General features: G+C 67.1%; 29 protein-coding genes and 4 tRNA genes. 14 read left to right on the top strand and 19 right to left on the bottom strand.

Translation table 11 applies throughout. From position 1 onward, the window contains the following. Positions 1-13 precede the first annotated feature (13 nt). Positions 14-1,030, bottom strand: a complete 1,017-nt coding sequence (locus KXZ72_RS02360) for a MetQ/NlpA family ABC transporter substrate-binding protein (protein WP_226082137.1) — start codon at positions 1,028-1,030, stop codon at positions 14-16. 315 nt (positions 1,031-1,345) lie between these two features. Between KXZ72_RS02360 and KXZ72_RS02355 the strand changes: the two genes are divergently transcribed. From KXZ72_RS02355 to KXZ72_RS02345, 3 genes are read left to right on the top strand one after another with little or no spacing between them, the layout of a single operon-like run. Beyond that, positions 1,346-2,413, top strand: coding sequence for a methionine ABC transporter ATP-binding protein (locus KXZ72_RS02355; RefSeq protein WP_226082136.1), 1,068 nt, complete (start codon positions 1,346-1,348; stop codon positions 2,411-2,413). Then, on the top strand, positions 2,406-3,074 hold the full coding sequence (locus KXZ72_RS02350) for a methionine ABC transporter permease (protein ID WP_226082135.1): 669 nt from the start codon (positions 2,406-2,408) through the stop codon (positions 3,072-3,074). The genes KXZ72_RS02355 and KXZ72_RS02350 overlap by 8 nt, the downstream gene beginning before the upstream one ends. Before the next feature lie 38 nt (positions 3,075-3,112). Next, positions 3,113-4,027 carry a MetQ/NlpA family ABC transporter substrate-binding protein gene (locus KXZ72_RS02345; protein ID WP_226082134.1) on the top strand — a complete coding sequence of 305 codons (915 nt, stop codon included), beginning with the start codon at positions 3,113-3,115 and terminating at the stop codon, positions 4,025-4,027. A gap of 44 nt (positions 4,028-4,071) precedes the next feature. On the opposite strand, the gene KXZ72_RS02340 is transcribed toward KXZ72_RS02345, so the two are convergent. The 3 genes from KXZ72_RS02340 to KXZ72_RS02330 form a co-directional block, all read right to left on the bottom strand. Beyond that, a tRNA-Val gene (locus tag KXZ72_RS02340) sits at positions 4,072-4,146 on the bottom strand. Positions 4,147-4,167: 21 nt separating this feature from the next. After that, positions 4,168-4,241: transfer RNA gene (locus KXZ72_RS02335), tRNA-Cys, on the bottom strand. A gap of 54 nt (positions 4,242-4,295) precedes the next feature. After that, positions 4,296-4,367, bottom strand: a tRNA-Gly gene (locus KXZ72_RS02330). A gap of 441 nt (positions 4,368-4,808) precedes the next feature. Between KXZ72_RS02330 and KXZ72_RS02325 the strand changes: the two genes are divergently transcribed. Next, positions 4,809-4,881: transfer RNA gene (locus KXZ72_RS02325), tRNA-Val, on the top strand. A 116-nt stretch (positions 4,882-4,997) separates the two neighbouring features. Beyond that, complete coding sequence (locus KXZ72_RS02320) at positions 4,998-5,330, top strand: hypothetical protein (RefSeq protein ID WP_226082133.1); 333 nt, start codon at positions 4,998-5,000, stop codon at positions 5,328-5,330. 18 nt (positions 5,331-5,348) lie between these two features. On the opposite strand, the gene KXZ72_RS02315 is transcribed toward KXZ72_RS02320, so the two are convergent. Continuing rightward, complete coding sequence (locus KXZ72_RS02315) at positions 5,349-5,816, bottom strand: hypothetical protein (protein ID WP_226082132.1); 468 nt, start codon at positions 5,814-5,816, stop codon at positions 5,349-5,351. A gap of 211 nt (positions 5,817-6,027) precedes the next feature. Between KXZ72_RS02315 and KXZ72_RS02310 the strand changes: the two genes are divergently transcribed. The 4 genes from KXZ72_RS02310 to KXZ72_RS02295 all read left to right on the top strand — a co-directional run bounded on the left by KXZ72_RS02310 (position 6,028) and on the right by KXZ72_RS02295 (position 8,180). After that, positions 6,028-6,852 carry a hypothetical protein gene (locus KXZ72_RS02310; RefSeq protein ID WP_226082131.1) on the top strand — a complete coding sequence of 275 codons (825 nt, stop codon included), beginning with the start codon at positions 6,028-6,030 and terminating at the stop codon, positions 6,850-6,852. Positions 6,853-6,921: 69 nt separating this feature from the next. Continuing rightward, positions 6,922-7,272: a DUF898 domain-containing protein gene (locus tag KXZ72_RS02305; protein ID WP_226082130.1), complete on the top strand. Its 351-nt coding sequence runs from the start codon at positions 6,922-6,924 to the stop codon at positions 7,270-7,272. Continuing rightward, positions 7,262-7,801: a GNAT family N-acetyltransferase gene (locus tag KXZ72_RS02300; protein WP_226082129.1), complete on the top strand. Its 540-nt coding sequence runs from the start codon at positions 7,262-7,264 to the stop codon at positions 7,799-7,801. Before KXZ72_RS02305 ends, KXZ72_RS02300 begins: the two co-directional genes overlap by 11 nt. Before the next feature lie 178 nt (positions 7,802-7,979). Then, complete coding sequence (locus KXZ72_RS02295) at positions 7,980-8,180, top strand: hypothetical protein (protein WP_226082128.1); 201 nt, start codon at positions 7,980-7,982, stop codon at positions 8,178-8,180. Here the strand turns inward: KXZ72_RS02295 and KXZ72_RS02290 are convergent. From KXZ72_RS02290 to KXZ72_RS02260, 7 genes are all read right to left on the bottom strand, one after another. Further along, on the bottom strand, positions 8,177-8,908 hold the full coding sequence (locus KXZ72_RS02290; RefSeq protein ID WP_226082127.1) for an MgtC/SapB family protein: 732 nt from the start codon (positions 8,906-8,908) through the stop codon (positions 8,177-8,179). The genes KXZ72_RS02295 and KXZ72_RS02290 overlap by 4 nt on opposite strands. 90 nt (positions 8,909-8,998) lie before the next feature. Next, positions 8,999-9,424: a DUF1801 domain-containing protein gene (locus KXZ72_RS02285; RefSeq protein ID WP_226082126.1), complete on the bottom strand. Its 426-nt coding sequence runs from the start codon at positions 9,422-9,424 to the stop codon at positions 8,999-9,001. A 2-nt stretch (positions 9,425-9,426) separates the two neighbouring features. After that, on the bottom strand, positions 9,427-9,930 hold the full coding sequence (locus KXZ72_RS02280) for a type II toxin-antitoxin system PemK/MazF family toxin (RefSeq protein ID WP_226082125.1): 504 nt from the start codon (positions 9,928-9,930) through the stop codon (positions 9,427-9,429). Between the two features lie 147 nt (positions 9,931-10,077). Continuing rightward, positions 10,078-11,331, bottom strand: coding sequence for an ammonium transporter (locus KXZ72_RS02275; protein ID WP_226082124.1), 1,254 nt, complete (start codon positions 11,329-11,331; stop codon positions 10,078-10,080). Positions 11,332-11,543: 212 nt separating this feature from the next. Continuing rightward, positions 11,544-11,903 carry a VOC family protein gene (locus KXZ72_RS02270; protein WP_226082123.1) on the bottom strand — a complete coding sequence of 120 codons (360 nt, stop codon included), beginning with the start codon at positions 11,901-11,903 and terminating at the stop codon, positions 11,544-11,546. 138 nt (positions 11,904-12,041) lie between these two features. After that, positions 12,042-13,058 (bottom strand): NADP-dependent oxidoreductase, encoded by a 1,017-nt coding sequence (locus tag KXZ72_RS02265; protein ID WP_226082122.1) that lies wholly within the window; start codon positions 13,056-13,058, stop codon positions 12,042-12,044. Positions 13,059-13,069: 11 nt separating this feature from the next. Further along, complete coding sequence (locus KXZ72_RS02260) at positions 13,070-13,465, bottom strand: DUF1304 domain-containing protein (RefSeq protein WP_404823659.1); 396 nt, start codon at positions 13,463-13,465, stop codon at positions 13,070-13,072. 73 nt (positions 13,466-13,538) lie between these two features. Between KXZ72_RS02260 and KXZ72_RS02255 the strand changes: the two genes are divergently transcribed. Next, positions 13,539-14,111 (top strand): TetR/AcrR family transcriptional regulator, encoded by a 573-nt coding sequence (locus tag KXZ72_RS02255; protein WP_226082121.1) that lies wholly within the window; start codon positions 13,539-13,541, stop codon positions 14,109-14,111. 40 nt (positions 14,112-14,151) lie between these two features. On the opposite strand, the gene zapE is transcribed toward KXZ72_RS02255, so the two are convergent. Continuing rightward, positions 14,152-15,186 (bottom strand): cell division protein ZapE, encoded by a 1,035-nt coding sequence (gene zapE, locus KXZ72_RS02250; RefSeq protein ID WP_226082120.1) that lies wholly within the window; start codon positions 15,184-15,186, stop codon positions 14,152-14,154. A 145-nt stretch (positions 15,187-15,331) separates the two neighbouring features. Between zapE and KXZ72_RS02245 the strand changes: the two genes are divergently transcribed. Genes KXZ72_RS02245 through KXZ72_RS02235 form a run of 3 tightly spaced genes read left to right on the top strand, consistent with a single transcriptional unit; the run spans position 15,332 to position 17,412 of the window. Then, the gene (locus tag KXZ72_RS02245; RefSeq protein ID WP_226082119.1) at positions 15,332-16,240 is read left to right on the top strand and encodes a sulfurtransferase; all 909 of its coding nucleotides are present in this window, start codon (positions 15,332-15,334) and stop codon (positions 16,238-16,240) included. A gap of 9 nt (positions 16,241-16,249) precedes the next feature. Next, a complete protein-coding gene (locus KXZ72_RS02240) occupies positions 16,250-16,687 on the top strand; it encodes a SufE family protein (protein ID WP_226082118.1) in 438 nt (145 codons plus the stop codon). Then, a complete protein-coding gene (locus KXZ72_RS02235; protein WP_226082117.1) occupies positions 16,684-17,412 on the top strand; it encodes a dihydrofolate reductase family protein in 729 nt (242 codons plus the stop codon). The genes KXZ72_RS02240 and KXZ72_RS02235 overlap by 4 nt, the downstream gene beginning before the upstream one ends. A gap of 205 nt (positions 17,413-17,617) precedes the next feature. On the opposite strand, the gene hutI is transcribed toward KXZ72_RS02235, so the two are convergent. The 4 genes from hutI to hutH all read right to left on the bottom strand — a co-directional run bounded on the left by hutI (position 17,618) and on the right by hutH (position 23,705). Next, positions 17,618-18,796: an imidazolonepropionase gene (gene hutI, locus KXZ72_RS02230; protein WP_226082116.1), complete on the bottom strand. Its 1,179-nt coding sequence runs from the start codon at positions 18,794-18,796 to the stop codon at positions 17,618-17,620. Positions 18,797-18,827: 31 nt separating this feature from the next. Continuing rightward, on the bottom strand, positions 18,828-20,339 hold the full coding sequence (locus KXZ72_RS02225) for an amino acid permease (protein ID WP_226082115.1): 1,512 nt from the start codon (positions 20,337-20,339) through the stop codon (positions 18,828-18,830). Between the two features lie 140 nt (positions 20,340-20,479). After that, on the bottom strand, positions 20,480-22,141 hold the full coding sequence (gene hutU / locus KXZ72_RS02220; protein WP_226082114.1) for a urocanate hydratase: 1,662 nt from the start codon (positions 22,139-22,141) through the stop codon (positions 20,480-20,482). A 25-nt stretch (positions 22,142-22,166) separates the two neighbouring features. Continuing rightward, on the bottom strand, positions 22,167-23,705 hold the full coding sequence (hutH, locus tag KXZ72_RS02215; RefSeq protein WP_226082113.1) for a histidine ammonia-lyase: 1,539 nt from the start codon (positions 23,703-23,705) through the stop codon (positions 22,167-22,169). A gap of 115 nt (positions 23,706-23,820) precedes the next feature. On the opposite strand from hutH, the gene KXZ72_RS02210 reads away from it, so the two are divergent. Then, positions 23,821-24,744: an arginase family protein gene (locus KXZ72_RS02210; protein ID WP_226082112.1), complete on the top strand. Its 924-nt coding sequence runs from the start codon at positions 23,821-23,823 to the stop codon at positions 24,742-24,744. Between the two features lies 1 nt (position 24,745). Here the strand turns inward: KXZ72_RS02210 and KXZ72_RS02205 are convergent, their stop codons facing one another. Both KXZ72_RS02205 and KXZ72_RS02200 read right to left on the bottom strand, forming a co-directional pair. Further along, a complete protein-coding gene (locus KXZ72_RS02205) occupies positions 24,746-25,531 on the bottom strand; it encodes an IclR family transcriptional regulator (RefSeq protein WP_226082111.1) in 786 nt (261 codons plus the stop codon). Next, complete coding sequence (locus KXZ72_RS02200) at positions 25,518-26,726, bottom strand: alpha/beta hydrolase family protein (RefSeq protein ID WP_226082110.1); 1,209 nt, start codon at positions 26,724-26,726, stop codon at positions 25,518-25,520. The genes KXZ72_RS02205 and KXZ72_RS02200 overlap by 14 nt, the downstream gene beginning before the upstream one ends. Positions 26,727-26,745: the final 19 nt, after the last annotated feature.

Genomic DNA, 26,745 nt, shown 5'->3' with positions numbered 1-26,745 from the left:
GCGGCGTGCCGGGTTATTTCTGTTCGCGCAGGTACTTCTCGGTCTCGGCCTGCACACGCAGGACATCGGGCAGGCTCGCCTGGCTGATCGCGCCGCGGCCCTCGTTCTCCAGGTGATAGGCGGCCACAACCTCATCCGAGTGATAGGCCTTTTCGAGGTCGGCCCAGACGGGCAGGTTGGCATCCTTGGCCTGGGCGGCAAATACGGCCTGATACGGCAGATAGGCGGGGGTGTGTACCAGGTCGGCATCGGTGACCAGCACACTATCGGCGGGGATTCCGGCCTTCACCGCGGTGGACTGATAGCTCACGGCTGCCGCGGCATCCGGCAGCGAGGTGGGGATCTGCTGGGCCACCAGCGGCACAAACTCATAGGAGTGCGGGTTTGTGGTGATGTCCTCGATACCGGCAAAGAGGCCGGCATCGGCATCCAGCGAGATGAGCTTCTGCGCCTCCAGGAAGCGCAGCGCGCGGCCCTGGTTGGTGGGGTCATTGGGCACCAGGATCTTGCCACCCTCGGCGATATCCCCGATCGTGGTGGCCTGGGCGGAATACAGGCCCAGCGTGCCGAGGCTGGTGACGCCCACGGGCTTCAGGTCGTGGCCGCTGGACACGTTGTACTGGGAGAGGAACAGGACGTGCTGGAAGGCATTGGCGTCGATCTCGCCATTGGCCAGCGCCTCATTGGGCAGGTTCCAATCGCTAAACACCTGGAGCTTCACCCCGATGTTGTAATCGCGATCGGCCACCTTCACAAAGGCATCCCAGGTGGGCGTGACGTCTCCCACACCCAGGGTGATCTCCTGGCGCGGTTGCGCGGCCGGCTCGGCGGCCTGGGCATCGGGGCGGGCGCTGATCGCGAGCACCGTGGCCACGGCCCCCACCGCGATCAGCGAGGCCGCGGCGATGCCGCCGATCAGGGCGAGGCGGCGGCGCTGGCCGCGGCGTTTGCCGAGGGCGGAGTTCACCGCATCCTCGACCTGGGTGGAGGTATCGGGGGTGTTCTGATGTGGGTCGTTTTGTGTGGCCATGGGGTTCTCCTGTGCTGTTGGGGTGCGCCTGATGCGCCGGGAATACCCCATAGTCTGCACACCGCGATGGCCAAATAGAAGTGTCGTGACGGTGTGTGTACACGGATTTCGTTTCATGACAAACCCCCGATTAACCGCCACATTTCCGTTCGTGACGTTGCGTTTCTAGCGGTGACGCGGAGGGGTTGCCGCGGAGGTTTGTGATGCCCCAGGATCAAGCAACGCGGCACAGCCACTGCCGCGGATTACCGCCCGTCCCCCGGCCGGCCCACCCCCGGGTGCGCCGCGCCGCGTCACCAGTTAAGGATTTGCCGCATGCCCCCCTCCACCCTCGCCCCACCACCCGTGGCGGCCGACCCGATGATCGAATTTCGGGGCGTCACCAAACGCTTCAGCGGGCGTAAAAAGGAACTCACCGCCCTGGATAATGTGAGCTTTAACATCGGCCGCGGCGCCATCTTTGGCATCGTGGGCTATAGCGGCGCCGGTAAGAGCACGCTGCTGCGCACCATCAACGCGCTTGAACGCCCCACCACGGGCAGCGTGCTGGTGAATGGCAAGGAGATCAACGCCCTCGGCGGCAAGGATCTGAGCATCGCCCGGCTGCGCATCGGCATGATTTTTCAGCAGTTTAATCTGCTGAACTCGCGCACGGTATTTGGAAACGTGGCCTATCCGCTGCGCCTGGCCGGGGTATCCGCGGAGGACACCATCCGCCGCGTCACCGAGCTCCTGGCGTTTGTGGGGCTGGTTGATAAGGCCGATTCCTATCCCTCCCAGCTCTCGGGCGGCCAGAAACAGCGCGTGGGTATAGCCCGGGCCCTGGCCAATCGCCCCGATGTGCTGATCTCGGATGAGTCCACGTCGGCGCTGGACCCGCAGACCACCGCGGAGGTCCTGGAGCTGCTGCGCCGGGTGAACCGGGAATACGGCGTGACCATCGTACTGGTCACGCATGAGATGGAGGTGGTGCGCCGCGTCTGCGATCGGGTCGCGGTAATGGCCTCGGGCCGGGTGGTTGAGGAGGGCACCATCTACGAGGTATTTTCGGCCCCGAATGATCCCACCAGCAAGCGCTTTGTCTCCTCGGTACTGCACCACCACGCCGATGACGCCTCGCTGGAGCGCATTCGTGCGCTGCACACCGGCAGGCTCGTGACCCTCGCGGTGGAGGACCGGGCCAGCAACGACCCCTATCTCACCCGCGCCGCGCGCGATAATAACGTGGACTTTAACGTGGTCTATGGCGGGGTCAGCGAATTGCAGGGGCGGCTCTTTGGCAGCCTCACGGTGGAGCTCATCGGCGAGGACGCGGCCGTGGAGGCCACGATCGCCCAGCTGCGACACTCGGTTTCGGTGGCGGAGGTGGCAGCGCATGGGTAATACCGACTGGGTGGCCGCCTGGCCCAAGATCTGGATCGCTACGCTGCAAACCCTGCAGATGGTGAGCGTCTCGATGCTCATCGCGAGTGTCTTTGGTGTGCTTCTGGGCCTGCTGCTCTATGCCACCCGGCAGGGCAACCTGCTCGCCAATGCCTGGGTTTCCGGCATCTTTAACCTGCTGATCAACGTGATCAGGCCGATCCCGTTTATCATCTTCATCGTCGCAATCACCCCGCTGACCCGGCTGGTGGTGGGCACCAGCATTGGCCCGGGCGCCGCAATTTTTGCCCTCTCGATCATCGCCACGCTCAGCATCGGTCGCATCGTCGAGAATAACCTCGTGGCGGTGGACCCCGGCGTCATCGAGGCCGGCGCCGCGATGGGGGCCCGGCCGCTGCGTGTGCTGTTCACGATCCTGCTGCCCGAGGCGCTCGCGCCGCTGATCCTGGGACTCACCTATATTTTGGTGGCCCTGATCGACTTCACGGCCGTGGCCGGCGTGGTGGGCGGCGGCGGACTGGGTGACCTGGCCCTGGTCTACGGCTATCAGCGCTATGACAACGGAATCATGCTTATTGTCATCATCGTGCTGATCGTTCTGGTGCAGATCGTGCAGTTTGTGGGCAGCCGCACCGCCAACTGGGTCCTGCGCCGCTCCTAAATTTCCCGCAATACCATTTCCCAAACAGAGGATAAATCATGACCAAATTCACCGGGCTGCGTGCCCTCGCCCTCGCGGCGCTGATCCCCACCACCCTGGTCCTGGCGGCCTGCTCGGCCGCCGCCGCACCGGGCACGGGCTCCTCCGACTCCCCCGCGGAGCCGGTAAAGGTACGGATCGGGGTGAGCGAGATCGGCCCGATCCAGGACGTCCTGAAGACCGTGGCCTCCGAAAATAATGTGGAGATCGAGTGGCAGGCATTCTCCGATTGGACGCTGCCCAATGAGGCGCTCGTGAACGGCGATATCGACGCCAATGCATTCCAGCACATTGCCTTCCTCAGCGCGTTTAACGTGGCGAAGGACGCCGATGTGCAGCCGGTGGGCCCCACCCAGATCACCACCTGGGGCCTGTACTCCGAAAATTATGACGCGGTGGCCGATCTCCCCGCGGGGGCAAAGATCGCCATCCCCAACGATCCCTCCAATGGCGCCCGCGCCCTCTTCCTGCTGCGCGAGGCAGGGCTGATCGAGCTCGGATCCGATATCGGCATTTATCCGACCACGGAGGACATCACCAAGAACTCGCGCAATATCGAGATCCTGCCGGTCGTGGCCCAGCAGCTGCCCACCACCTATCCCGATGTGGATGCCGTGGTGGTCGGGGCCGCGACAATCGATAAGGCGCTGAGCATCACCAGCGATAAGGCACTGCTGCTGGATGACCCGCATGCCGATACCTCACTGCCCTATACCAATGTGCTGGCCGTGCGCGGCGAGGATAAGGATAAGAAGGAGTGGGCCGATATCGTGGCGTTCTGGCAGGACCCGCGCGTGGCCGAGGCGCTGAAAACCGAGAGCAAGGGAAATAGCGTGGTGGCCACGGTTCCCGTGGAGAAGCTGCGCTCGACCCTGGCCGAGCTGGAGAAGCTCGCCGAGGACATCAAGAACTAGCCCCCAAACAAAAGGAGCCCCCGAGATTCTCGGGGGCTCCTTCGTGGTGAGCGATACTGGGATCGAACCAGCGACCTCTTCCGTGTCAGGGAAGCGCGCTACCGCTGCGCCAATCGCTCAAATAAATTTAGTTATATAAGTGGAGGTGGCGACGGGATTCGAACCCGTGTGGACGGCTTTGCAGGCCGCTGCCTCGCCTCTCGGCCACGCCACCAGGTGTGAATTTAATCACAGCTTCAGGTCTTGCAACCCTTATTTCCTACACTCGAGCGGATGACGAGATTCGAACTCGCGACCCTAACCTTGGCAAGGTTATGCGCTACCACTGCGCCACATCCGCATTTTGTCCCCGTTCCCGGGTACTTCATTACAATAACCGACCCGAAGCGATGTGCGCAAATCCCACCCCGCTTCCCGGCGTTTCGCGGGGCGTCTCCCCGGCCCAGATCCGCGGAATTCCGGGCCTCCCGGGCCGACACACCGAAGACATTAAGACATGGGGTGCGGCGGCCACAGACACACGCATCACGCGCGACAGCGAATCCCGGAGCCCCGCCCATGCCACAAATCGCGACAGCGCCCGCCGCCACACGGGCGCGGCACGAGCCCGAGCCGCGATTGCAACCGGGGGCCGCCCGCGGAACACACGCCCCCAAAACACTCCCGCGACACGCCCCAACCCGCCGTGAAATTTGGCGGTTTTATCCCGATCCGGGCGGCGGATTCGCGCGCGGGCCCCCGCATCCTATAAGCTTCATACGTGCCCAGCAATGAGCATAATGAGCGATTGGCGCAGTTGGTAGCGCGCTTCCTTCACACGGAAGAGGTCATCGGTTCGAGCCCGGTATCGCTCACAGATCATTCCCGCCCCTATCTACGGATATGGGCGGGTTTTTTGTTGCGGCGGCGCGGAGTATTCTGGGGCAATGCCCCCACGATCCCGCCCGCGGTCCGTCCATTCCGGTGCCGCATGAGCGGAACCCGCACCCGGCCCGGAGCTGGTTTTCTGGCGTGCCTGATCGCACCGCTGGCGGCGGGTGTCCTGCTGAACGCCCTGATCCGTCCGGGTCTTGCGCGCGCGCTCGGCGGGGAGCGTCACTCCACGGGCGCGGGCGTGCGCTCCAATAATGTGTTGTGGACCTTTGACCCGGACACCACGGCCGAACATCCGATCCTCACCGCGCTCCTGACCCCCTCCGATGGGGCGGTGGCCGCGGCGATGCTCGCGCTGACGGCACTCCTCCTGACCGGGCACTGGCTGATCACCCGCCGCCGGCCCGCGCGCGAGGCACAGGAGGGCTAGCCCCGCGCGCGGTGGCCGCTATTTTTTCTCAAAGGCGGGGGTATCCACCTCGCAGGTCACCGCCTCCCCCGGATTGCCCGTGGTCTTCTGCAGGCTGCGCGAACCATCGATCAGAATCTCGCAGGTAGCGGCGCTCTGGGCCCCGGGTGTGGCCACGACGGCCGCACGATCACCCGCATTCACGATCGCATCCCGCGACCACTCACCCGGCGAGGAGACCCGCAGTTCCTCCCCACTCACCGTGATCATGCGGGAGGACTCCCCGCGCTTCTCGCCATCCGCCACCTCCGCGGCCGCCAGGGCCTCGGTATCGGCGCCGTCCAGCGAGACCCGATAGGTGATCGACCAGGCATCGGTCATACTCGCGGAAATCGCGGAGCAGCCGGCGAGGGCCCCGACCACGAGGGCGGCCCCGATGCCCGCAAGCACCGCCGTGCGGCGACGGCCCCCGGCCGAGACGGGGCGGGAGACGGACGGGGAACTCATGGAATTATTCATATTCCGAGTGTGGCCCGCGAGGCGCAGCGCCCGCATCGCCCGCGGGGATGGAACGCGTCACTCGCACGGACCATAACGGTCCTCCGTGCGGCGGAGCCCGCGGATCGGGAATGAAAATATCCTCACCGCCACGCCTGCCCGGTGTTACCCTCGGAAATAATTACCCCCCTCCTCCGCACGCAGAAAGTTCGGGACCCCCATGACCGATTGCCTCGCCGTCACCGGCACCAATACCCCCGTGCTCCTCGCGGCCCTGATCCTGGGCCTGCTCCTGGCCGGCCTGGTCCTGCTGGGCGCGGGGCGGCGCCGCGGGAGGCGCGGCGGCACACTCGCCCTCACCCTGGCCGCGGTACTGATCGGCGGTTCGCTGATCCTGGTCCCGGGTGCCCCTGCCTCCGCCAATGTGGACTGCGAACCCGGCACAAAACCCACCCCCGCGGTATCCCCCACGGCCACCCCCGTCCCGAGCCTCACCCCAACGCCCAGCGTTTCCCCCACCCCGGAGCCCTCGCCGAGCGCATCGCCCAGCGAGCCGCCCGCCGAGCAGGCCGATTTTGCGGTGCGTTTCCCGGCCTTTATCCTGCCCGCTCCCCCGATGAGTGGAGATTTTTCCGTGCGGGTCCCCCTGGCCGTGGCCAATACCTCCGCGATAGCCGGCGGCGCCTCGCTCGACATGGAGATCGCCGCGGCCGGAAACGGCCACTGGAGCGCGGTGGCCGTGACCGATATGGCGGGGGCTCCGCTGCGCGATATCGTGATTAACCCCGGCCCCGCTGGCACCGCCATCATCACCATGACCCCCGCCCCGCAGCCCGGCTCCGAGCGCGGCTTCCTGGTGGAACTGCTCTATCACTACGACACCTGGCCGCATGATTTTGTCACGCAGCCCGATGGGTCGATGTGCCGCACGGCGCGCCCCACGTCCGAGATCACGGTTACGCTCGGCGCCGCCGATGCGGAGCCCGCAAATAACTCGGCCACGGCGGCACTCCCGGGCTATGGTGAGTGCTCCCCGGCACCCTAATCATCGGCGCGGCAAAATCGCCGCCGTACCGGGCTACCACCCACCACGCTCACCCGCTACTCTCGTCTCATGACGACACAAGAGTATGCGGGTGGGCGTGCCCCCATTCCCGGCCAGCCCCTGTTCCGCTTTGACGGCGGTGCCGCCACCTGGTTCGGGGTGCAGATCGGCGGGTTTCTGGTCACCGTCCTGACCCTGGGCATCTGCTATCCGTGGGCGCTGGTGATGACCTATCGCTGGAAATCCAAGCACACCTTCCTCAACGGGCATCAGCTCGTTTTTACCGGAAACGCCTGGTCGCTCTTTGGCCAGTGGATCAAATGGTTCCTGCTGTGCATTATCACCCTTGGAATCTATTCCTTCTGGGTCTACCCCCGGCTTACCCGCTGGATCGTGGAGAATCAGGCGTTTGCCCGCTGAATCCGCGGCCGCCCCGCGCTGGCCGCGCGCCACGGCCTTCTCCACCGCCCGCCTGCGGGCCGAACCCCTGACCCCCGCCCATGCCGGGGAGATGGTGCAGGTCCTCTCCTCCCCCGAGCTCTACAGCTTCACCGGCGGCACGGCCCCGGACGCCGCGGAGCTGGACGCGCGCTATCGGCGGCAGGCGTCGGGGCACTCCCCCGCGGGGGACGCCGGCTGGCTCAACTGGATCCTGCGCGAGCCGGATACCGGGCGCGCGGTGGGGTATGTGCAGGCCACCATCACCGCGGGCCCGCGCGGCAATACCGCGGAGCTGGCCTGGCTGATCACGCCCGCGGAACAGGGGCGTGGCCTCGCCGCCGAGGCCACACGGGGTCTCGGGGACTGGCTCCACACCTCCGGAATAACCGCGCTCCGCGCGCATATCCATCCCGGGCATCACGCCTCCCGCGCGGTGGCGCGCGGCCTCGGGCTCGAGCCCACCGCGGTGGTTGTGGACGGCGAGGTTGAGTGGGTCTCCCCCGGCTAGGGATCACCCCCGCGGCGCCCTTCCTGATGAAAACCCTCGATCACAATATTTATTTTCTTGGAATTGGGATCGTCTCGAAACGGAGGGATAGCCTTTATCCGCGGGTCGGCCGCCCCACGGGGAATCCGGCCCGCGCTATTTTGCGCATAGGCCGATCACGCACCCGAGGGAAAACCGCATGACTGAAACCAACTGGCCCATCCTGCTGGGTCGCACCGCCAACCGCCTGGAGGTCGCCCATAGCGCCCGTTCCGCGGCCATTATTCGGGCCCAGGCCGATGGTGTGCGGGTAGTGGATATTGCCCGTTGGGCCCGCCTCAGTACCGCGCAGGTCTACCGCATTCTGCGCACCGCGGGCGTGGACTTCGACCGGCGCTAATCGCCGTCCTGATCGTCATCCCGCGTGAGCACCCGGATCATCGTGATGCCCTTCACCGAGGAGATGATCTCCAGGAAACCGCTAATCGGGATATGCCCGCCCACGAGTGTCATATGCGCCGTGACCTCGTTGCGGCCCTCGTCATCATCGGAATCCTCGTGGATGAGCTGGTCCAGATTTGCCGCAAAGCCATAGCTCGCCGCGAGATCCAGCAGGTGACGCAATACGTCCTTCCCCTCGCGGTAGCGCACCAGGAGCGTGCGCCCGCTGAGCACCGAACGGCTGCGAATCCAGCGAAAGAGCCGTGAGATCACCGTGACGGTGAGCAGATGCAGCAGCGTGGCCGCCACCGCCAGGACCGGAAGACCCGCGCCGCAGGCCATGCCGATGGCCGCCGTGAGCCAGATCGACGCCGCCGTGGTGAGCCCGCTCACGATATTTTGGCGCACAAAGATTACGCCCGCGCCCAGGAAACCGATACCGGAGACCACCTGGGCGGCAATGCGCGAGGGGTCCAGATTGACCTCGGGGCCCAGCACGGGCGCAAAGCCATAGGCGGAGACCAGGGTGAATACCGCCGCACCCAGCCCCACCAGGGTATGGGTGCGAATGCCGGCGTTTTTATGCCGGAGCTGGCGCTCGGCCCCGATCACGGCGGAGAGAATAAACGCGCAGAGCAGGAGGATGCCCATGGTCAGGGTCTCGGGCGGGAACAGGTCTATTGTCATGGTGTCATCACCCCGTATCGATGGGGGCCCGGGTGGACCGCGCACCAGTCTAACCCCGGGAGCCCCGGCCCGGCGGCGCGCCGTCGCGTGCTAACCCGGGTCGATCTCGAATTCGGTCCGCGCCGCGAAGCTCCGGGCACAGAGCTCGGAGAGCACGTCCAGGTCGCAGTCCCCCAGCCGGCGCAGATAAACACAGCCCGCACTCTCGCGGTGCGGGCCAAGTCGCGCCAGCAGTGCGGCGCTATGGGTGTGCTCGCGCAGGCCGTAGAGCACGGGGCCGGTGGAGCGCGCCGCAAATCCCACCCGCATGCTCACACCCTCGCGCCCGGAGGCATAGCGATAACGGAGTTCCCCGAAGCCCACCATGCTTGGGCCCCACATGCGCCCAGGTACACCCGTGGCGCGCGTAAAAAGCTCAAGCAGGGCCTGCCCCTCGCTCGCGCGCCGCGCCGGGGTGAGCGCGGCCAGGTATGTGGCCGGGTCCACCGCGGTGACGTGGGTTTTATTCTCGGCCACGGTTAGCGCCAGCCATAGCGTGAGCGCAGCGCGGAGGCCACCCGGTCGAAGTTTTTCCGGTCCAGGCTCGCGGCCTCGCGGCGCATGCCGCCCGGGCGCACCCGGAAGACCCGGTCCAGGATCACCCAGCTCGGGCGTCCCTGCGCATCCCAGGGACCGGCACCCAGCGAAAGATAATCCCCACCCGCGTGCTCCTTGGACGTGAGCTGCACCGCGAGCACATCGCCCCCGGGCAGTGCCGCCACGATCAGCACGGGCCGATCCTTGCCCCTGCCGTCGTTTTCCTCAAACGGCACCCAGGTCCAGACAACCTCCCCCGGATCGGCGGCACCATCGCGGTGGGGTACATAGGTCACGGTCACCGGGCCGAGTGAACGCGGCGATACCTCCACCGTGGCCTCCCGGCCGCGCTGGCCGGGAGAGGGGGTGCCGGGGGTGGAGGTCTTCTTGGGGGAGCTACCGAGCGCATTAACCAGGGCCCGGAGGATCTTCAGCAGAGAGTTCACATACGCACGGTAATACAGAAAAAGCCCCATCCCTCGAAGGCGCGACGGCGGGCTTTCAAAGGATGGGACGGTCTTGGGGGGGGGTGAGGCCCCATCCCTCGAGTGCGCGACGGCGGGCGCTCGAAGGATGGGACGGGGGTTCGCCAGCTAGATGGTGGCGGAGATGGTGGAGGTGGGAGGCATGTTATAGCCCTCCTCTCCGTGGACGGCGTTATCAACGCCGGCGAGCTCGTCCTCATTGGCCACCCGGAAGCCCATGGTCTTCTCGATTGCGAGACCGATGATGAAGGCGATCAGGAAGGAGTAGACGAGGACCGCGAGGACCGCGATGACCTGCACCACCAGCTGGCGGAAGTCGCCGCCCACAAACAGGCCGGTTTCGGTGGCAAACAGCCCCAGATACACGGTACCGATCAGGCCACCCACGAGGTGGATGCCCACCACGTCCAGCGAATCGTCATAACCGAGGCGGAACTTCAATTCGATGGCCACGGCGCATACGGCACCGGTGATCAGGCCCAGCAGCAGGGCCCAGCCCGGGGTGAGGTTGGCACAGGCGGGGGTGATGGCGACCAGTCCGGCCACGGCTCCCGAGGCGGCCCCCACCGAGGTGGGCTTGCCGTGACGCAGCTTCTCCACGATGAGCCAGCCGATGATTGCGGTGGCGGTGGCACCCAGGGTGTTGATCACGATCAGGCCCACGGTATCCATTCCGGAGGACCACTGGGCGCCGGCGTTGAAGCCAAACCACCCGAACCAGAGGATCGAGGCACCGATCAGGGTCAGCGGCACGTTATGCGGCTTCATGATGCCCTTTTCGAAGCCGAGGCGCTTGCCCAGGACCAGGGCGAGGGCCAGCGCGGCGGCACCGGCGTTGATATGCACGGCGGTTCCCCCGGCATAGTCCAGCACCTCGATGCCGGAATCCTCACCAAAGAGCGTGGTGCCGAGGTTCTGAATCCACCCGCCACCCCAGACCCAGGCGGCCACGGGGAAATACACCACGGTGGCCCAGATACCGGCGAAGATCATCCAGGCACCAAACTTGGCCCGGTCGGCGATGGCGCCCGAGATCAGGGCCACGGTGATGATGCCAAACGTGGCGCCGAAGGCCACACCGAGGAGGTTGGTATTGGCATCCGCGCCGCTCGCGATTGAGCCGAGCCCGAAGTCCTGGAAGGGGTTACCGGCGAAGTCCCCGGGGTTATCCACGCTGCTCATGTTGTAGCCGTAGAGAATCCAGAGGCCCGCGATGAGGGCCATCGACCCGAAGCTCAGCATCAGCATGCTGACCACGCTTGTGATCTTCACAAGCCCACCGTAGAAGAATGCGACGCCGGGGGTCATCAGCAGCACCATAGCGGTGGCCATAATTCCCCAGGCCAGAGATCCCGTGTCCATAATCTTTCCTAACCGTCGAGTTATGCGCAGACCCCGGATGTGATGAGAGGGGGTGTCTTGCGCCGTGATGACAGCTTGACGGTTGAAGATTTCGGTGACGGTACACAACGTGTTTCGAAACGATTACGGGTGTAGCCCGCTCGTGAACATCGTGTTTCGGCCCAATGGGGGGCAGGGTGGCTGCGCCGCGGCGCAGCCACCCGCGCCCTCCGCTAGTGCGGGTCGCCCAGGCAGAACCGGTTGCCATCGGGATCGGCCAGCACGTCCCACGTGAATCCGGAGATCGTATGCTGCTCGATATGGGTGGCCCCCGCCGTTACCAGCCGGTCCACGGCGGCGGCGCGGTTGGTCTCGCCGGGCTCCAGGTCGAGGTCCAGGTGCAGGCGATTTTTCCCGGGCGTGGGATCGTCAACCTTCTGGAAGCCCAGTACCAGGGGCAGCTCCGGCGCGGATACGGTGCAGAACCAGCCCTCGTTATCGTCGGCGACGGTGCCTCCGAGGATTTTGGCCCACCACGCGGCCAGGGCCCGCGCATCGGTTGTATCTACGGTGATCATGGCGAGTCTGGCCACGGGTCCTCCTCTATGGTGCGGCGTGCGGCCGCGGCGATGGCTACTGATAACACCATGCTAGCGAGCGGGACCGACGCCGCGTCCGGATACGACAAACGGGGGCGGGATTGCTCCCGCCCCCGATCGCCGACCCTGCGGCTAGGCCGTGTGTACCACCATCTTGCCAATATTGGCGCCGCGCATCAGGTCGAGGAACGCGTCGAGGGTATTATCGATTCCCTCCACCACGGTCTCGTCAAAAACCACGTCGCCCGCGGCGAGCCAGCCGGCCATCGCGGCCTGGAACTCCGGGGCAAAGCCGGTGTGGCTGCCGACCGTGAAGCCGGTGAGGGTCAGGCTGCGGGTGATCAGGTCGGCCATATTGCGCGGGCCCACCGCCTCCTCCGTGGTGTTGTACTGGGCGATAGCGCCGCATAGGGCCGCGCGTCCGCCGCGACGCAGCGCGCCGATCGCGGCCTCGAGGTGCTCGCCTCCGACGTTATCAAAATAGACATCGATGCCCTCGGGGGCCGCGAGTGCCAGCTGTTCGGCCACCGGACCATCGTGATAGTTAAACGCCGCGTCGTAGCCGTATTTTTCGGTCAGCAGCGCCACCTTCTCGGCGGAACCGGCGGAACCCACCACGCGGGAGGCGCCCAGAAGCCGGGCGATCTGGCCGGCAATGGTGCCCACGGCACCCGCGGCGCCGGAGATAAATACGGTATCGCCCTCGCGCAGCCCGGCGATCTCGCGCAGGCCCACAAAGGCGGTCAGCCCGGTCATGCCCAGCACGCCCAGATAGGCGGAGAGCGGAATGCCCGGCACCTCGGGCACCACGCGGAACTGGTCGCCGCCGGCCTGGGCAATATCGCGCCAGCCGTATTGGTGCACCACCACATCGCCCACGCTGATGCGCGGGTCGCGCGAGGCGAGCACGCGGCCCACCGCGCCGCCGGTCATGGTCTCGCCGAGGTTATACGGCGGCACATAGGAGGCCACATCGTTCATGCGCCCGCGCATATAGGGGTCCACGGAGAGGAACTCATTGGCCACGCGGACCTCGCCCTCGGCGAGCTCGGGCAGGTTAATCACCACGCGCTGCACGTCCTCCGCGGTGGGCCAACCCACGGGGCGGGCGGCAAGCTGGAACTGAATACTGGGGGTGGGGAGGGTCATAGCGGGCCTTTCTAGAGTGCGATGATCAGGAAGATCAGGGTGAGCAGGGGCAGGGTGCCCTGCGTGATCGCGGCGCGTGCCTTGCTGCCATCGGAGAGGATCAGCACAAGCGACGCCGCAAACATCGATCCCACGCCCACAAAGATCAGCGTGGCACCCACGGCGATATTTCCGGCGGCCAGGAGGCCGATGCCCAGGAAGACCGCGATCGCCAGAAACAGGTTATAAAAACCCTGGTTAAAGGCGAGCCCGCGGGTGGTCTCGGCCTCGGCGGCGCTCGCGACGCCGAAGGTCTTCATGGTGGCCGGAGCGGTCCAGCGGACCGATTCGAGCACAAAGATATAGCAGTGCAGGGCGGCGGCGAGGCCGGCCAGGACGAGGGCCAGGATCATCACGGTGGGGTCCAATCATCGGGGTTAGGAATCGTGTGTGTTCCACTGTACAATAAATCTGTACCGATTGATACAGAATGGGGAAATCATGGCCCGCACCCGCGAATTTGATACCGATGCGGTGGTCCGCGCCGCGCGCGATGTGTTCTGGGAGCACGGTTATGACATGGCCTCACTCGCCGATCTGGAACGCGCCACCGGGCTCGGCCGCTCCAGCCTGTATCAGGCGTTTGGCTCCAAGCGCGGGCTCTTTGATGCCGCGGTGGAGGAGTATCTGGGTAGCATCGTGCGCCCCCGGCTGGCCCCGCTCCTGCATCCCACCCCCGGGCGCAATGGCGTGCGGGACTATCTGGACGGCTTCTCCTCAACCCTCGGCACGCTCGCCTCGGATTCCCCCCACCTGGGCTGCATGCTCGTGAGCGCGGCCCCGGGCATCGGGGCGCGCGATGACGCCGCCGGAGCCGTGATCCGCGGCTATCGCTCCGAGCTGGAGGCGGCGCTCGCCCACGCCCTCGAGGCGGCCGGGGACCCCGATCCACTCCCCCGGGCAAAGCTCATCACCGGGCTGCTGGTGAGCGCTCTCCTGATCGCGCGGATCGACCGCAGCGAGGCGCTTGCGCTCCTCGATCTCGCCCGCACCCACGCCGAGTCCACACGCTAAAAACCCCGCCCGCGACAGCTCGCGGGCGGGGCCTCGCCGTTTAGGCGTTGGTCAGGGCGATCATGCGCGAGACCGCGCGCAGATATTTTTTGCGATAGCCGCCGCCGAGCATATCGCCGCCAAATACCGAGTCCAGCGCCACGCCGGTGGCCACGATCGGCACCTGCGCGTCGTAGACCCGGTCGATAAAGGCCACGAGGCGCAGCGCCTCGGTCTGGCTGGTGAGCTCGTGCACGCCGCGCAGGCCGAGGCGCTGGATGCGACCAATCAGCGCCATATAGCGCGAGGGGTGCACGGTGGCCAGATGCGCCATTAGGGAGTCAAAATTATCGTCGGAGAACTCGGCATCCGCGTCGAGGCCCCGCTCCAGCGCCGCCTCATACTCCTCCTCGGGGGTGATGATCGCGTGACCCGATACCGAGCGGCGGCGATAATCGGTGCCGTCGATGCGCAGGGTGTCAAAATTATCCGACATCGCCTGGATCTCGCGCAGGAAGTCCGAGGCGGCAAAGCGCCCCTCGCCGAGCGCATTGGGCGGGGTATTGGAGGTGGCGGCGATGCGCGTGCCGGTCTTGACCAGCTCGCCCAGCAGCCGGGTCATCACCATGGTGTCGCCCGGATCGTCCAGCTCAAACTCGTCAATACAGATCAGCGTGGCGCCGGTCATGGCCTGCACGGTCTGCTGATAACCCAGCGCGCCCACCAGCGATGTGTACTCGATGAACGTGCCAAAATATTTGCGCGGGCCCGGCGCCGCATGCCAGAGCGAGGCCAGGAGGTGGGTTTTACCCACACCAAAACCGCCGTCCAGATACACACCGGGCTTAGTCGCCGGGGCCTTCTTCTTGCGGGAGAAAAAACCGCCACCCTTGGCGGGCGCCCAGGAACCGGCAAACTCGCGCAGGATCTCCACGGCCGCAACCTGTCCCGGGAAGTCCGGATCGGGGCGGTAGGACTCAAAACTGGCGGTGGCAAACTGCGGCGGCGGAACCAGGCTCGCAATCATCTCCGCGGCGGAGGACTGGGGATTGCGGTCGGTAATACTCACGCGGCCGAGCGTGCGTGCGGAAGACATGAACTAAATAACCTCGAATGTCGTTTTGAGACGGGTCGTGGGTGACAAGCGCACAAAACATGCGTAACGTCGAATGAATGGGGCTGTAGATGATCCAGCCTACCGCCCCACCACCCGAATACCGTCATTGCGCAGGAGGAACTCCGTGGCCATCGCCCCCGATACAACCGATCCGAAGTTTGCCGATTATGCCCGGCCCGGCGCCCTCGTCTCCACCTCCTGGCTTGAGGAGCACCGCGGGGAACCCGGCCTGGTGATCGTGGAATCCGATGAGGACGTCCTGCTCTATGAGCTTGGCCATATCCCCGGCGCGATCAAGGTGGACTGGCATACCGAGCTCAATGACCCCGTGGTGCGCGATTATCTCGACGGCGAGGGCTTTGCCGCGCTGCTCTCGGCAAAGGGAATCTCCCGCGAGGATACCGTGGTGATCTACGGCGATAAGAGCAACTGGTGGGCCGCCTATGCCCTCTGGGTTTTCACCCTCTTTGGCCACCCCGATGTGCGACTGCTGGACGGCGGACGCGATAAGTGGATCACCGAGGGCCGCGCCATCACCACGGAAAAGCCCGCCATTACCCCCGCAACCTATCCGGTGATCACCCGCGATGACCGCACCGAGCGCGCGTTCCGCGAGGATGTCCTCACCCATCTGGGCAACCCGCTGATCGATATTCGCTCCCCTCAGGAGTACACCGGCGAGCGGGTGACCCACCCCGATTATCCCGAGGAGGGTGTCCTGCGCGGCGGCCATATCCCCACGGCCCGCAACGTTCCCTGGGCCCGCGCGGTGGACACCGACGGCGGCTATCTGCCGCGCACCGAGCTGGAGGCCATCTATGGCGCGGGCGGCCTGGGTTTGGGCCCCGAGGATTCCGTGATCACCTATTGCCGGATCGGGGAACGCTCCAGCCATACCTGGTTTGCGCTGCGCTTCCTGCTCGGATTTTCCGATGTCCGAAACTATGACGGCTCTTGGACCGAATGGGGAAACGCCGTGCGGGTCCCCATCGTCACGGGAGAGGAGCCCGGCGAACTCCCCCGCGTGGGATAATCGTCTTCCATGACCGCCATACCCGAAGTATTTGCCGAAATCAGCGAGGATTTCCTCGATCTGGAGGAGGCCAACCGTCTCGAATTGCTGCTCGATTTTTCCCGGGAACTCCCGGAACTGCCCGAGCGCTTTCGGGATCGGCCCGAGCTGCTGGAGCGCGTGGCCGAGTGCCAGTCGCCGGTCTATCTTTTTATGGAGGTGACCGCCGAGGGCCGCGTGTTTATGCATGCCACGGCGCCCCCGGAGGCCCCCACCACGCGCGGCTTCGCGAGCATCCTGGCACAGGGTTTTGACGGCCTCACGGTGGCCGAGGCCCTCGCGGTGCCCGCGGATTATCCGCAGTCGCTCGGGCTCACGCGCGCGGTCTCCCCGCTGCGCCTCGCGGGGATGACCGGCATGCTTGCGCGCGCCCAGCGCCAGGTGCGCATGCAGGCCGAGACCGCGTGAGTATCGTCACCGAGCTGATCCCCACCACGCTCGAAAATATTAATCCCGAGGACGAGGCCGCGCGGGAGTGGATTGCCCGGCGCTATGCGCTGGAGGGTGAGCGCTGGGTCGCGGTGAATATGATCACCACGATGAACGGCTCGGCCGCGGGCGAGGACGGCACCAGCGATACCATCTCCAACCGGGTGGATCGCTATATTCTGGGCGTAATCCGCGATCAGGCCCATGCTGTGCTGGTCGGGGCGCAGAGCCTGCGCGCCGAGGGATATACCATTCCGCGCCGGGCCACGCTGGCCGTGCTCACGCGCGGCGGCGACCTCGGCGATGTCCCCAATAACGAGGGCGCCCGGGAACGGCTTATCGTGCTGTGCCCGCGCGCCTCGGTCCCGAAGGTCACGGGCCGGGTGGGCGACCGGGTGCTCGCGGTGATCGGCATAGATGCCGCCGATCCCACCCCCGAACAGATCCTCGATACGCTCGCGGAACACGGTTATACCCGCGTGATCTGCGAGGGCGGACCCACCGTGACCGGAAGCTTTCTCGCCGCCGGGGCCATCGATGAGATTTTCCTCACCGCGGCCCCCAGCGTGGTACTCCCCCCGCAGCCGGTCTTTGGCCAGAGCGAAAACCTGGTGACCCGCTATGAACTGCACGGGCTCCTGATGGACTCCGAGGGCACGCTCTATCAGCGCTTCCGCCCCCTCACGGAACCGCTCGGCGGCTAGCTCTAGCTCCCGGGTATCCGGCGCGGCCAGTACGCCCGCCCGGGCACCCTGCGACGGAACCGCTCGACGGCTAGAACAGTAGTTCCCGCGCACCCTGCGCGACCAGTACGCCCGCCCGGGCACCCTGCGACGGAACCGCTCGGCGGCTAGCGCTAGTTCCCGGGTTCCCTACGCGGCCAGTAGGCCCGCCAGGCTACCCTGCGGGTCAGCCGCGGGAGTCCACGCGCTCACCCGCGCGCCAGACCCGACCGATCAGCGGCACCCCGGGCCGATAGGCGAGGTGCACATAGGACGGCGCGGTAATCTCGGCGATATCGGCGCGCGCCCCCACCCGAAGCACCCCGCGGTCGGCATGGCGCAGGGCCCGCGCTCCCCCGGCGGTGGCCGCGCTGATGGCCTCGGCCGGGGTCATCCCCATTTCGCGCACCGCGAGGGCGATACACAGCGGCATCGAGGAGGTAAAGCAGGACCCCGGATTGCAATCGCTCGCGAGCGCCACGTGCACCCCCGCGTCCAGCAGCGCGCGGGCATCGGGATAGGGCTGCCGGGTGGAAAACTCCACGCCGGGCAGGAGGGTGGCCACGGTATCCGAGCCGGCCAGCAGCCGGATATCCCGCTCGCTCAGATAGGTGCAGTGATCGATGCTCGCGGCCCCCAGCTCCACGGCCAGCGCCACCGCCTCACTCGGGCCAAGCTGCGCACCGTGCACCCGCACACCCAGGCCGCGGGCCGCGCCCGCCTCCAGGACCCGCCGGGTCTGCTCGAGGCTAAAGGCCCCCGTCTCGCAAAACGCATCGATCCAGCGGGCATGCGGGGCGCAGGCGTCCAGCATCTCGCCGATGACCAGGTCCACATAGGCCTCGGGATCGGCGCGATACTCGGCGGGCACCACATGGGCGCCCAGATAGGTGACGTCCTCGGTGAGGGCCGCCGCGATCCGGCACAGCCGCTCCTCCGTGGCCAGATCCAGGCCATAACCGCTCTTAATCTCCACGGTGGTGGTGCCCTGATCGGCCATCTCGCGAATAAACCCCGCGGCACGCTCGGCCAGCTCGGCCTCGGCCGCGGCCCGCGTGGCCGCCACCGTGCTTGCGATCCCGCCCGCGCTATAGGACTCCCCCGCCATTCTTGCGGCAAACTCCGCCGCGCGATCCCCGCCAAAAATAATATGCGAGTGTGAGTCCACAAACCCGGGAATCACCGCGTGGCCCGCGAGGTCCACCATAAGATCGGCGGCGGGGGCCGCGGAGGCCGGGCCCACCCAGGCCACGCGGCCGTCCTCGATCAGCAGGGCCGCATCGGGGATCTCCCCCAGCAGCCCCGCGCCCAGTGCCGGATCGCCGGTCGCGAGGAGTCCAATATTGGTCAGTGCGGTGACGGTCATTCTGTTCCTTTCGGTACCAGCTCGGGAGGGATTAGGGCCGCACCGCGGGGTCATCCCCCGCGGGGTCCTCGCGCTCAGCGGCGGCGCGCTGGCGGCGTCCGGGAGGGAGGGTGATGGGGCGGGTCTCATCGCTCAGCTCCTGGCGCTGCTTGCCGCGCCCGTGCACCAGGAAGCGATAGCTCAGCAGGAGCAGCGCCAGCCAAACCAGGCCCGCGATCAGCGCGATCCGGGTGCCCGGCACGATACCCAGCACCACGATCACTCCCACCAGGAAGATAAAGGCGATGATCGAGGCGGCGGGCCACCACGGCACGGGGAACTCGCTCGGCAGCTTTGCCTCGCGCTTAATCTCCCGCTTCATCGCGATATGCGAGGCCATGATCATGAGCCATACCAGCACGGTGGCAAACGTGGCCAGCGAGGCGATGATCAGGAATATCTCATTGGGAATCAGCGCGTTGAGGACCGCGCCCAGCAGCAGCGCGATCACCATCACGATGATGGTCATGCCCGGCACGCCATTGCGGGTGGTGCGGCCAAAGATGCGCGGGGCGTGGCCCTGCGCGCTCATCGCAAACATCATCCGGCCCGCGCCGAACATATCGGAGTTAATCGCCGAGAGTGCCGCCATGAGCACCACGGCGTTGAGGATATGCGGGGCCGCGGGGATACCGAGGGTATCAAAAATCGAGACAAACGGGCTCTTATCCCCGGAGATGGTCTGCCACGGCTGGATGCTCATGATCACCCCGAGCGTGAGCACATAAAACAGCAGGATACGCGTGGGCACCATATTGATGGCCCGCGGGATGACCCGGCGGGGATCCTCCGCCTCGCCCGCGGTGATCCCGATGATCTCGATGCCGCCAAACGCAAACATCACAATCGCGAAGCACGCGATGAACCCGCCAAAGCCGCCGCCAAAAAAGCCGCCGGTTTCGGGGTTAAACAGGTTATGAATGCCCGAGGCATCGGGGCTCTGATTATTCAGGCCAAAAACAATGATGGCGATTCCGCCGATGATCATCGCGATGATCGCGCCCACCTTGATGATGGAGAACCAGTATTCCAGCTCCCCAAATACCCGCACCTTCAGCATGTTAATCGCGCCAATAAAAAAGATTGCGGCGATGATCCAGATCCAGCGGTCCACATCGGGAAACCAAAAGCCCATATATACGGCGATTGCGGTGACATCGGCGAGCGCCACGATGATCATCTCAAACGTATAGGACCAGCCGGTGACAAAACCCGCCCAGGGCCCCAGATAGCGGGCCGCATACTGGCTGAAGGAGCCGCTCACGGGGTGGCGCACGGCCATCTCTCCGAGGGCGCGCATGACCATATATACCGCGGCGCCGCCGATCAGATAGGCCAGCAATACGGAGGGTCCCGCGGTCTGAATCGCGGAGGCGGACCCATAAAATAGCCCGGTTCCAATCGCGGAACCGAGGGCGATAAAACGAATATGGCGGCCCGTGAGTCCGCGCGCGAGGCGCTGCTCGGTGGGGGCCGGGGCGGGTGTATTACGTGTTGAATCCATGGGTGGCGTCTCCTTTGTCGCACTGCAGATCTGGCACGAGGGCGCCCACCCGGCAGGGTCGCTGAGGTCTTCCGGGGAACCGGCGCGCGGCGCGAGGTTTCCCCGGAAAAGACCCTACCGGGTGAGCGGGGGTGGTGTGGTTAGACCTCCCACATCGGCACGCGCAGGCCGCGCTCGCGCGCAACCTCCTCGGCGCGCTCATAGCCGGCATCCACGTGCCGCATTACCCCGGTGCCCGGGTCATTGGTGAGTACGGCCTCGAGCTTGGCGGCTGCCAGCTCGGTGCCATCGGCCACGGTGACCTGGCCCGCGTGGATCGAGCGGCCGATGCCCACGCCGCCGCCGTGGTGCAGCGAGACCCAGGTGGCTCCCGAGGCCGTATTGAGGAGTGCGTTCAGCAGGGGCCAGTCGGCGATCGCATCCGAGCCGTCCTTCATGGCCTCGGTCTCCCGATAGGGCGAGGCCACCGATCCGGAGTCGAGGTGATCGCGGCCGATCACGATGGGGGCGGAGAGTTCGCCGTTTTTGACCATCTCGTTAAACTTGAGCCCCACCAGGTGGCGCTCCTTATAGCCGAGCCAGCAAATGCGCGCGGGCAGCCCCTCAAAGTGCACCTGTTCGCGGGCCTGGGTGATCCAGCGGTGCAGGTGCTCATCCTCGGGGAAGAGTTCCAGCACGGCGCGGTCGGTTTTATAAATATCCTCGGGGTCGCCGGAGAGTGCTACCCAGCGGAACGGGCCCTTGCCCTCGGCAAAGAGTGGGCGGATATAGGCGGGGACAAACCCGGGGAAGTCGAAGGCGCGTTCGCTGCCGCCGAGCTGTGCCTCGGCGCGGATCGAGTTGCCATAGTCAAAGACCACGGCCCCGGCGTCCTGGAATCCCACCATCGCGTCCACCTGGGCGCTCATCGACTGGCGCGCGGCCGCGGTGAAGCCCTCGGGATCGGCGGCGGCGCGCTCGCGCCATTCCCCCGTGCCGATGCCCGCGGGCAGATAGGCGAGGGGATCGTGGGCGCTGGTCTGATCGGTCACGATATCGATGGCGATCCCGCGCGCGAGCAGCTCCGGGAATACCTCGGCGGCGTTGCCCACCAGGCCGATCGAGAGCGCGCGTCCCTCGGCCTTGGCCGCGAGGGCGCGGGTGAGCGCATCGTCTAGATCGGTTGCGAGCTCATGCAGATAGCCGTGATCGATGCGGCGGCGCAGCCGGGTCTCGTCCACGTCCACGATGATCACGGCGCCGCCGTTCATGGTCACGGCCAGGGGCTGCGCGCCGCCCATTCCGCCCGCGCCGCCGGTCAGGGTCAGCGTGCCGGCGAGGGTTCCGCCAAAATGGGCCCGGCCCACCGCGGCGAAGGTCTCATAGGTGCCCTGCAGGATTCCCTGGGTGCCGATATAGATCCAGGAGCCCGCGGTCATCTGCCCATAGGCGATCAGCCCCTCGGCCTCGAGGCGGCGGAACTCGGGCCAGGTGGCCCAGTCCCCCACCAGATTGGAATTGGCCAGCAGGACCCGCGGGGCCCAGCGGTTGGTGCGGAAGGCCCCCACGGGCTTACCCGATTGGATCAGCAGGGTCTCGTCCTCGTCCAGGGTTTCCAGGGCGTGCACGATCGCGTCATAGGCCTCCCAGTTGCGGGCTGCCTTTCCGGTGCCGCCATAAACCACGAGGTCCTCGGGGTGTTCGGCGACCTCGGGGTCGAGGTTATTCATCAGCATGCGCAGCGGGGCCTCGGTCTGCCAGGACCGGGCGGTGAGGGTCGTGCCGCGCGCGGCGCGGATCGGGGTGGTGCGGGACGTGGTCATCGGTTACTCCTCGGTGAGTGGATGGCTAGTTCAGGGGGGTCAGGGCCGCGGCACGCGCGATCTCGCCGGTGGCAACCAGGTGCACCACCGCTTCGATCTCGGGGGCCAGATAGCGGTCGTTTCCGGGGCCGGGAACAACCCGGCGGACCCGTTCAAGCACCGCGGCGGTGGCCGGGGCGGGCAGCAGCGGTGCACGCAGGTCCAGCGCGCGGGTGCCGGTCATGACCTCGATGGCGATGACCCGGGTGAGCCCGTCAAGCGCGCGGCGCAGCTTGCGGCCCGCGGCCCAGCCCATCGAGACGTGGTCCTCCTGCATCGCGGAGGACGGGATCGAGTCCACCGAGGCGGGGCTTGCCAGGCGCTTCAGCTCGGAGACGATACCCGCGGCGGTGTACTGCGCGATCATCAGTCCCGAGTCCACCCCCACCTCATGGGCGAGGAAGGGCGGCAGGCCCGCGCTGCGGTGGGTATCCAGCATGCGGTCGAGGCGGCGCTCGGAGATGCTTGCCAGGTCGGCCACCGCGATGGCCAGGAAGTCCAGCACATAGGCCACGGGGGCGCCGTGGAAATTGCCATTGGATTCGATGCGACCATCCGGGGTGAGTACCGGGTTATCCACGGCCGAGGCGAGTTCGCGCTCGGCCACGAGGCGGGCATGATCGGCGGTATCGCGGGCGGCGCCGTGGACCTGGGGTGAGCAGCGCAGCGAATAGGCGTCCTGGACCCGGGTGCAGCCGGGGCCCGCGTGGCTCGCGACGATGCCGGAACCGGCCAGGACCGCGCGCAGGTTCCGGGCTGAGAGCGCCTGCCCGTGCTGGGGGCGCAGGCGCTGCAGGTCCTCGGCGAAGACCCGATCGGTGCCCAGCAGCGCCTCGATGCTCAGGGCCGCGGAGATATCCGCGCTGGTGATCAGCAGCGATAGGTCATCCAGGGCCAGGGCCAGCATCCCGAGCATTCCATCGGTGCCGTTGATCAGCGCTAGCCCCTCCTTCTCGGCGAGCACGATCGGGCGAAGACCGGCCGCGGACAGCGCGGCGGAGGCATCCATGAGGGTGCCGGTGGCGTCCCGCACCTCGCCCTCGCCGAGCGCGGCGAGCGCCACATGGGCGAGCGGGGCCAGGTCGCCCGAGCACCCGAGCGAACCGTATTCGCGCACCACCGGGGTGATGCCGGCGTTGAGGAGGTCGGCATAGGCCTGGGCCGTGGCGGGGCGCACACCGGTGCGGCCGGTGGCGAGGGTGGACAGGCGCAGTAGCATCAGCGCGCGGATCACCTCGCGCTCCACCTCGGGGCCGCTGCCGGCTGCATGCGAGCGCACCAGGCTCAGCTGGAGCTGGGCGCGGCGGTCGGCGGGGATGAAGGTATTGGCCAGGGCCCCAAATCCGGTGGAGATGCCGTAGTGCGGCTCGGGGTCGGAGGCGAGGCCGTCGATCAGGGCGCGGGAGGCGGCGATGGCCTCCAGAGCGGCGGGGTCGAGGGTGACGGGGGCATTGCGGCGGGCGACGGCGACAACATCGTCGATGCTGACGGCGCCGGTGCCGATCAGAACTGTGGTGGTGGTCATGAGTCCCAATCAACACCACTTTTGGGGGGCAAACCAGCCGTTCCCCCACGGTACTGTCCGGGGTACCGGACACGAGGTGGGTTGCCGCGCGCGGCGCATTGCTACGCTCACAGCCATGACCACCACCGCTCTCGCCCACGATCCGCTCTGGCCCCGCGCCGGCTCCTGGCCCGCCACCGCGGCCACCCCGGGCCCCGCGCTCGCCGCCCTCCTGGGGGTGCCCGTACACCGCGGCTCACTCTCCCCGAGCGGGGCGGATGCCACCCCCGCCGCCGTGCGCGCCGCCCTCAACCGCTATAGCACCTATCGCGCGGGAACCCCGGGGCTCACAGCGCCCGTGGACCTCGCCGAGTGGCCCATTATCGACGCGGGAGACGTGAGTGATCCCGAGGGCCCGGCCGGCTCCGAGCGCACGCGCGAGCGGGCCGCACAGCTGGCCCCCCGGGCCGGACTGCTGATCGCGCTGGGCGGGGATAACTCCGCCACCCTGCCGGTGGCGCGCGGCGTCTGGGGCGAGCGAATCGGCACCGCCGGACTGATCACCCTCGACGCCCATCACGATCTGCGCGATGGGGTGAGCAACGGCTCCCCCGTGCGCGAGCTAATCGAGGCCGGGCTGGATCCGCGCCGCATCGTGCAGATCGGCATCTCCGATTTTGCCAATTCCCGCGCCTATAGCGAGCGGGCACGCGACCTCGGGATCACCGTGATCACGCGCGTCGCGCTTGAGCAGCTGCCGATGGCCGAGGCGATGTCCCGGGCCCTCGCCATCGCCGGTGCGGCGGGCGGCCCGATCCATGTGGACCTGGACGTGGACGTATGTGATCGCGCGGTCGCGCCGGGCTGTCCCGCCTCGACCCCGGGCGGCATCTCCGCCCAGGAGCTGCGCGCGGCCGCGCGCGCCGCCGGGGCCGATCCGCGCGTGCACTCCCTGGACCTGGTGGAGGTGGATGCCACCACCGATACCGAGGACGGCCGCACCGTGCGCCTCGTCGCGCTGTGTGTCTTGGAGGCGCTCGCGGCCGCGACCGGGCGCTAACTCAGCCCCCGATCGCCGCCCTGACCGCCGAGCCGCGGCCGTGCAGGCTGCGGCTCAGCCGCTCGGCGCCCGCCATCAGCTCGGCCACCAATTCGGCATCGCGCGATTCCTCCGCGGCAAAGGTCAACCCGAGCCCCGCCACGGGCCAGCCGTTATGGTCGGTGATCGGGACCGCCACGGAGCGCAGCCCCGCGGTCACCTCGCCGTCCTCCACCGCATAGCCGCGCTCGGCGGTATCGGCGAGCAGGCGGCGCAATTCGCGCCGGTTTTGCGGGCCCAGGCCCGTGCGATCCACAAAGGCCGTGGCCCCCGGAAAAAGCGCGTCCACCTGCGCGCGCGGCATCGCCGCGAGGATCGCCCGGCCGGTTGCGGTCAGGTGCGCGGGCAGGCGCACCCCCACCCCGGTCACCAGCGGGGTGCGACGCCGGGCGCGCTCCTCCGCGATATACAGCACATCGCTGCCGTGGGATACCGCCAGATGGCCGCTCTCGCCGATGCGGTCCACCAGATCGGCGAGGATCGGTTTACCAATCAGGCTCAGCGGCTGCTGCCGGGTGAAGCCCCCGGAGAGTTCAAAGGCGGTGGGCCCCAGGCCATAGCGCCGCGCCTCCACCAGGTGCACCACATAGCCGTGTTCGATCATGACCCGCAGGAGCTGATAGGTGGTGGAGCGGGCCAACCCGAGGCTGGTCGCGAGGGAGCCCGCGGGCAGCGGGCCGCGGGAACTCGCGAGCAGCCGCAGCAGCCGCAGGCCCTGGTCCAGGGCCGGAACCTTACTCGCGCTCATCGGCCGCGCCCCGGCCGCCGGGCAGGGCATCCACAAACGCGGCGATGGAACGCTCCCAGCGCTCGCGGTCATAATTCCAGAGCTTGGTATGCCGCGCCACGGTATAAACCTCCAGGCGCACGAGGTCCGGACGGGCCTCGGCGAGGGCGCGGGATCCATTGGAGGGCACAAAGCCGTCGTCGTCGCTGTGCAGCACCAGCGTGGGTACGGAGAGCTCCGCGGCGCGGCTCACGAGATCCAGCCGGTTGAGGTCAAGCGGTTTTTCCAGGCCCGTGAGGGGCCGGGCCCAGCGGGCCCCGAGCAGCTCCGTGGCGAGGCGGCGCACCGAGCGCGGCAGGCCCCGCTCGCCGCCCTGATAGTCGAGTACGCGCCGCCAATCGATCACCGGGGATTCCAGGATCAGGCCGTCGATCAGCCCGCGGTGGGCGCTCTCCAGCGTGGTTTGCAGCGCGATCGCCCCGCCCATCGACCAGCCCATCAGCGTGATGCTGCGCGCCCCGCGCGCAGCAGCATAATCAAGAGCTGCCTCCACATCGCACCATTCCGTCAGGCCCAGCCCGTAGAGGCCACCCTCGCCGAGCGGGCCCTCGCCGTCGTTGCGATAGGACACAAGCAGGACCCGATATCCCGCGGCATGCAGCGTGGGGACCGCGCGCAGCCCCTCGGAGCGGGTGGTTCCCCGCCCGTGCACCACCACGGCCCAGCGGCCATCGGATGCGCCCGCGGGCGGCGGAAACTCCCAGGCCGGGGCCAGGCCACCCGGGGTGGAGATAAGCACCGCCTCCGCGGGCACGCCGGTATCCTCGGGCGCGGTATATACCCAGCCGCTAAAGGTGCCGATGCCGTGGCCCACCACGCCGCGCAGATCCTGGGCGGGCAGCTCGCGCTCAACCACCCGATCATCCGCGCGCAGAACATCGCCCAGCTGGAGGTAGCGTTCGGGCTTGCCAAACCACAGGCCATAGCGCCCGGGGACCGCGGTATCCGCCGTGGCGGCAAGCATTATGCGACCGCCGGGTTCGTCCACCCCCAGCACGTGAACATCGGCCGCGCGGCGCCGCGGGGGCGTGACCACCATGCGGGCCATGACCGAGGCCACGGAACCCGCGGCCAGCACGGTGGCACCGGCGATGAGGCCGGTGGAAATGATCAGGGTACCGAATAGGCTCCGGTCGGCGCGCCGTAAAGGTTTCATTGGCAAGTAACTCTAGTCT

It is taken from the genome of Mycetocola spongiae (assembly GCF_020424085.1).
In the GTDB taxonomy this organism is placed as follows: Bacteria; Actinomycetota; Actinomycetes; order Actinomycetales; family Microbacteriaceae; genus Mycetocola; species Mycetocola spongiae.
This window is presented reverse-complemented; position numbering and strand designations above follow the sequence as displayed.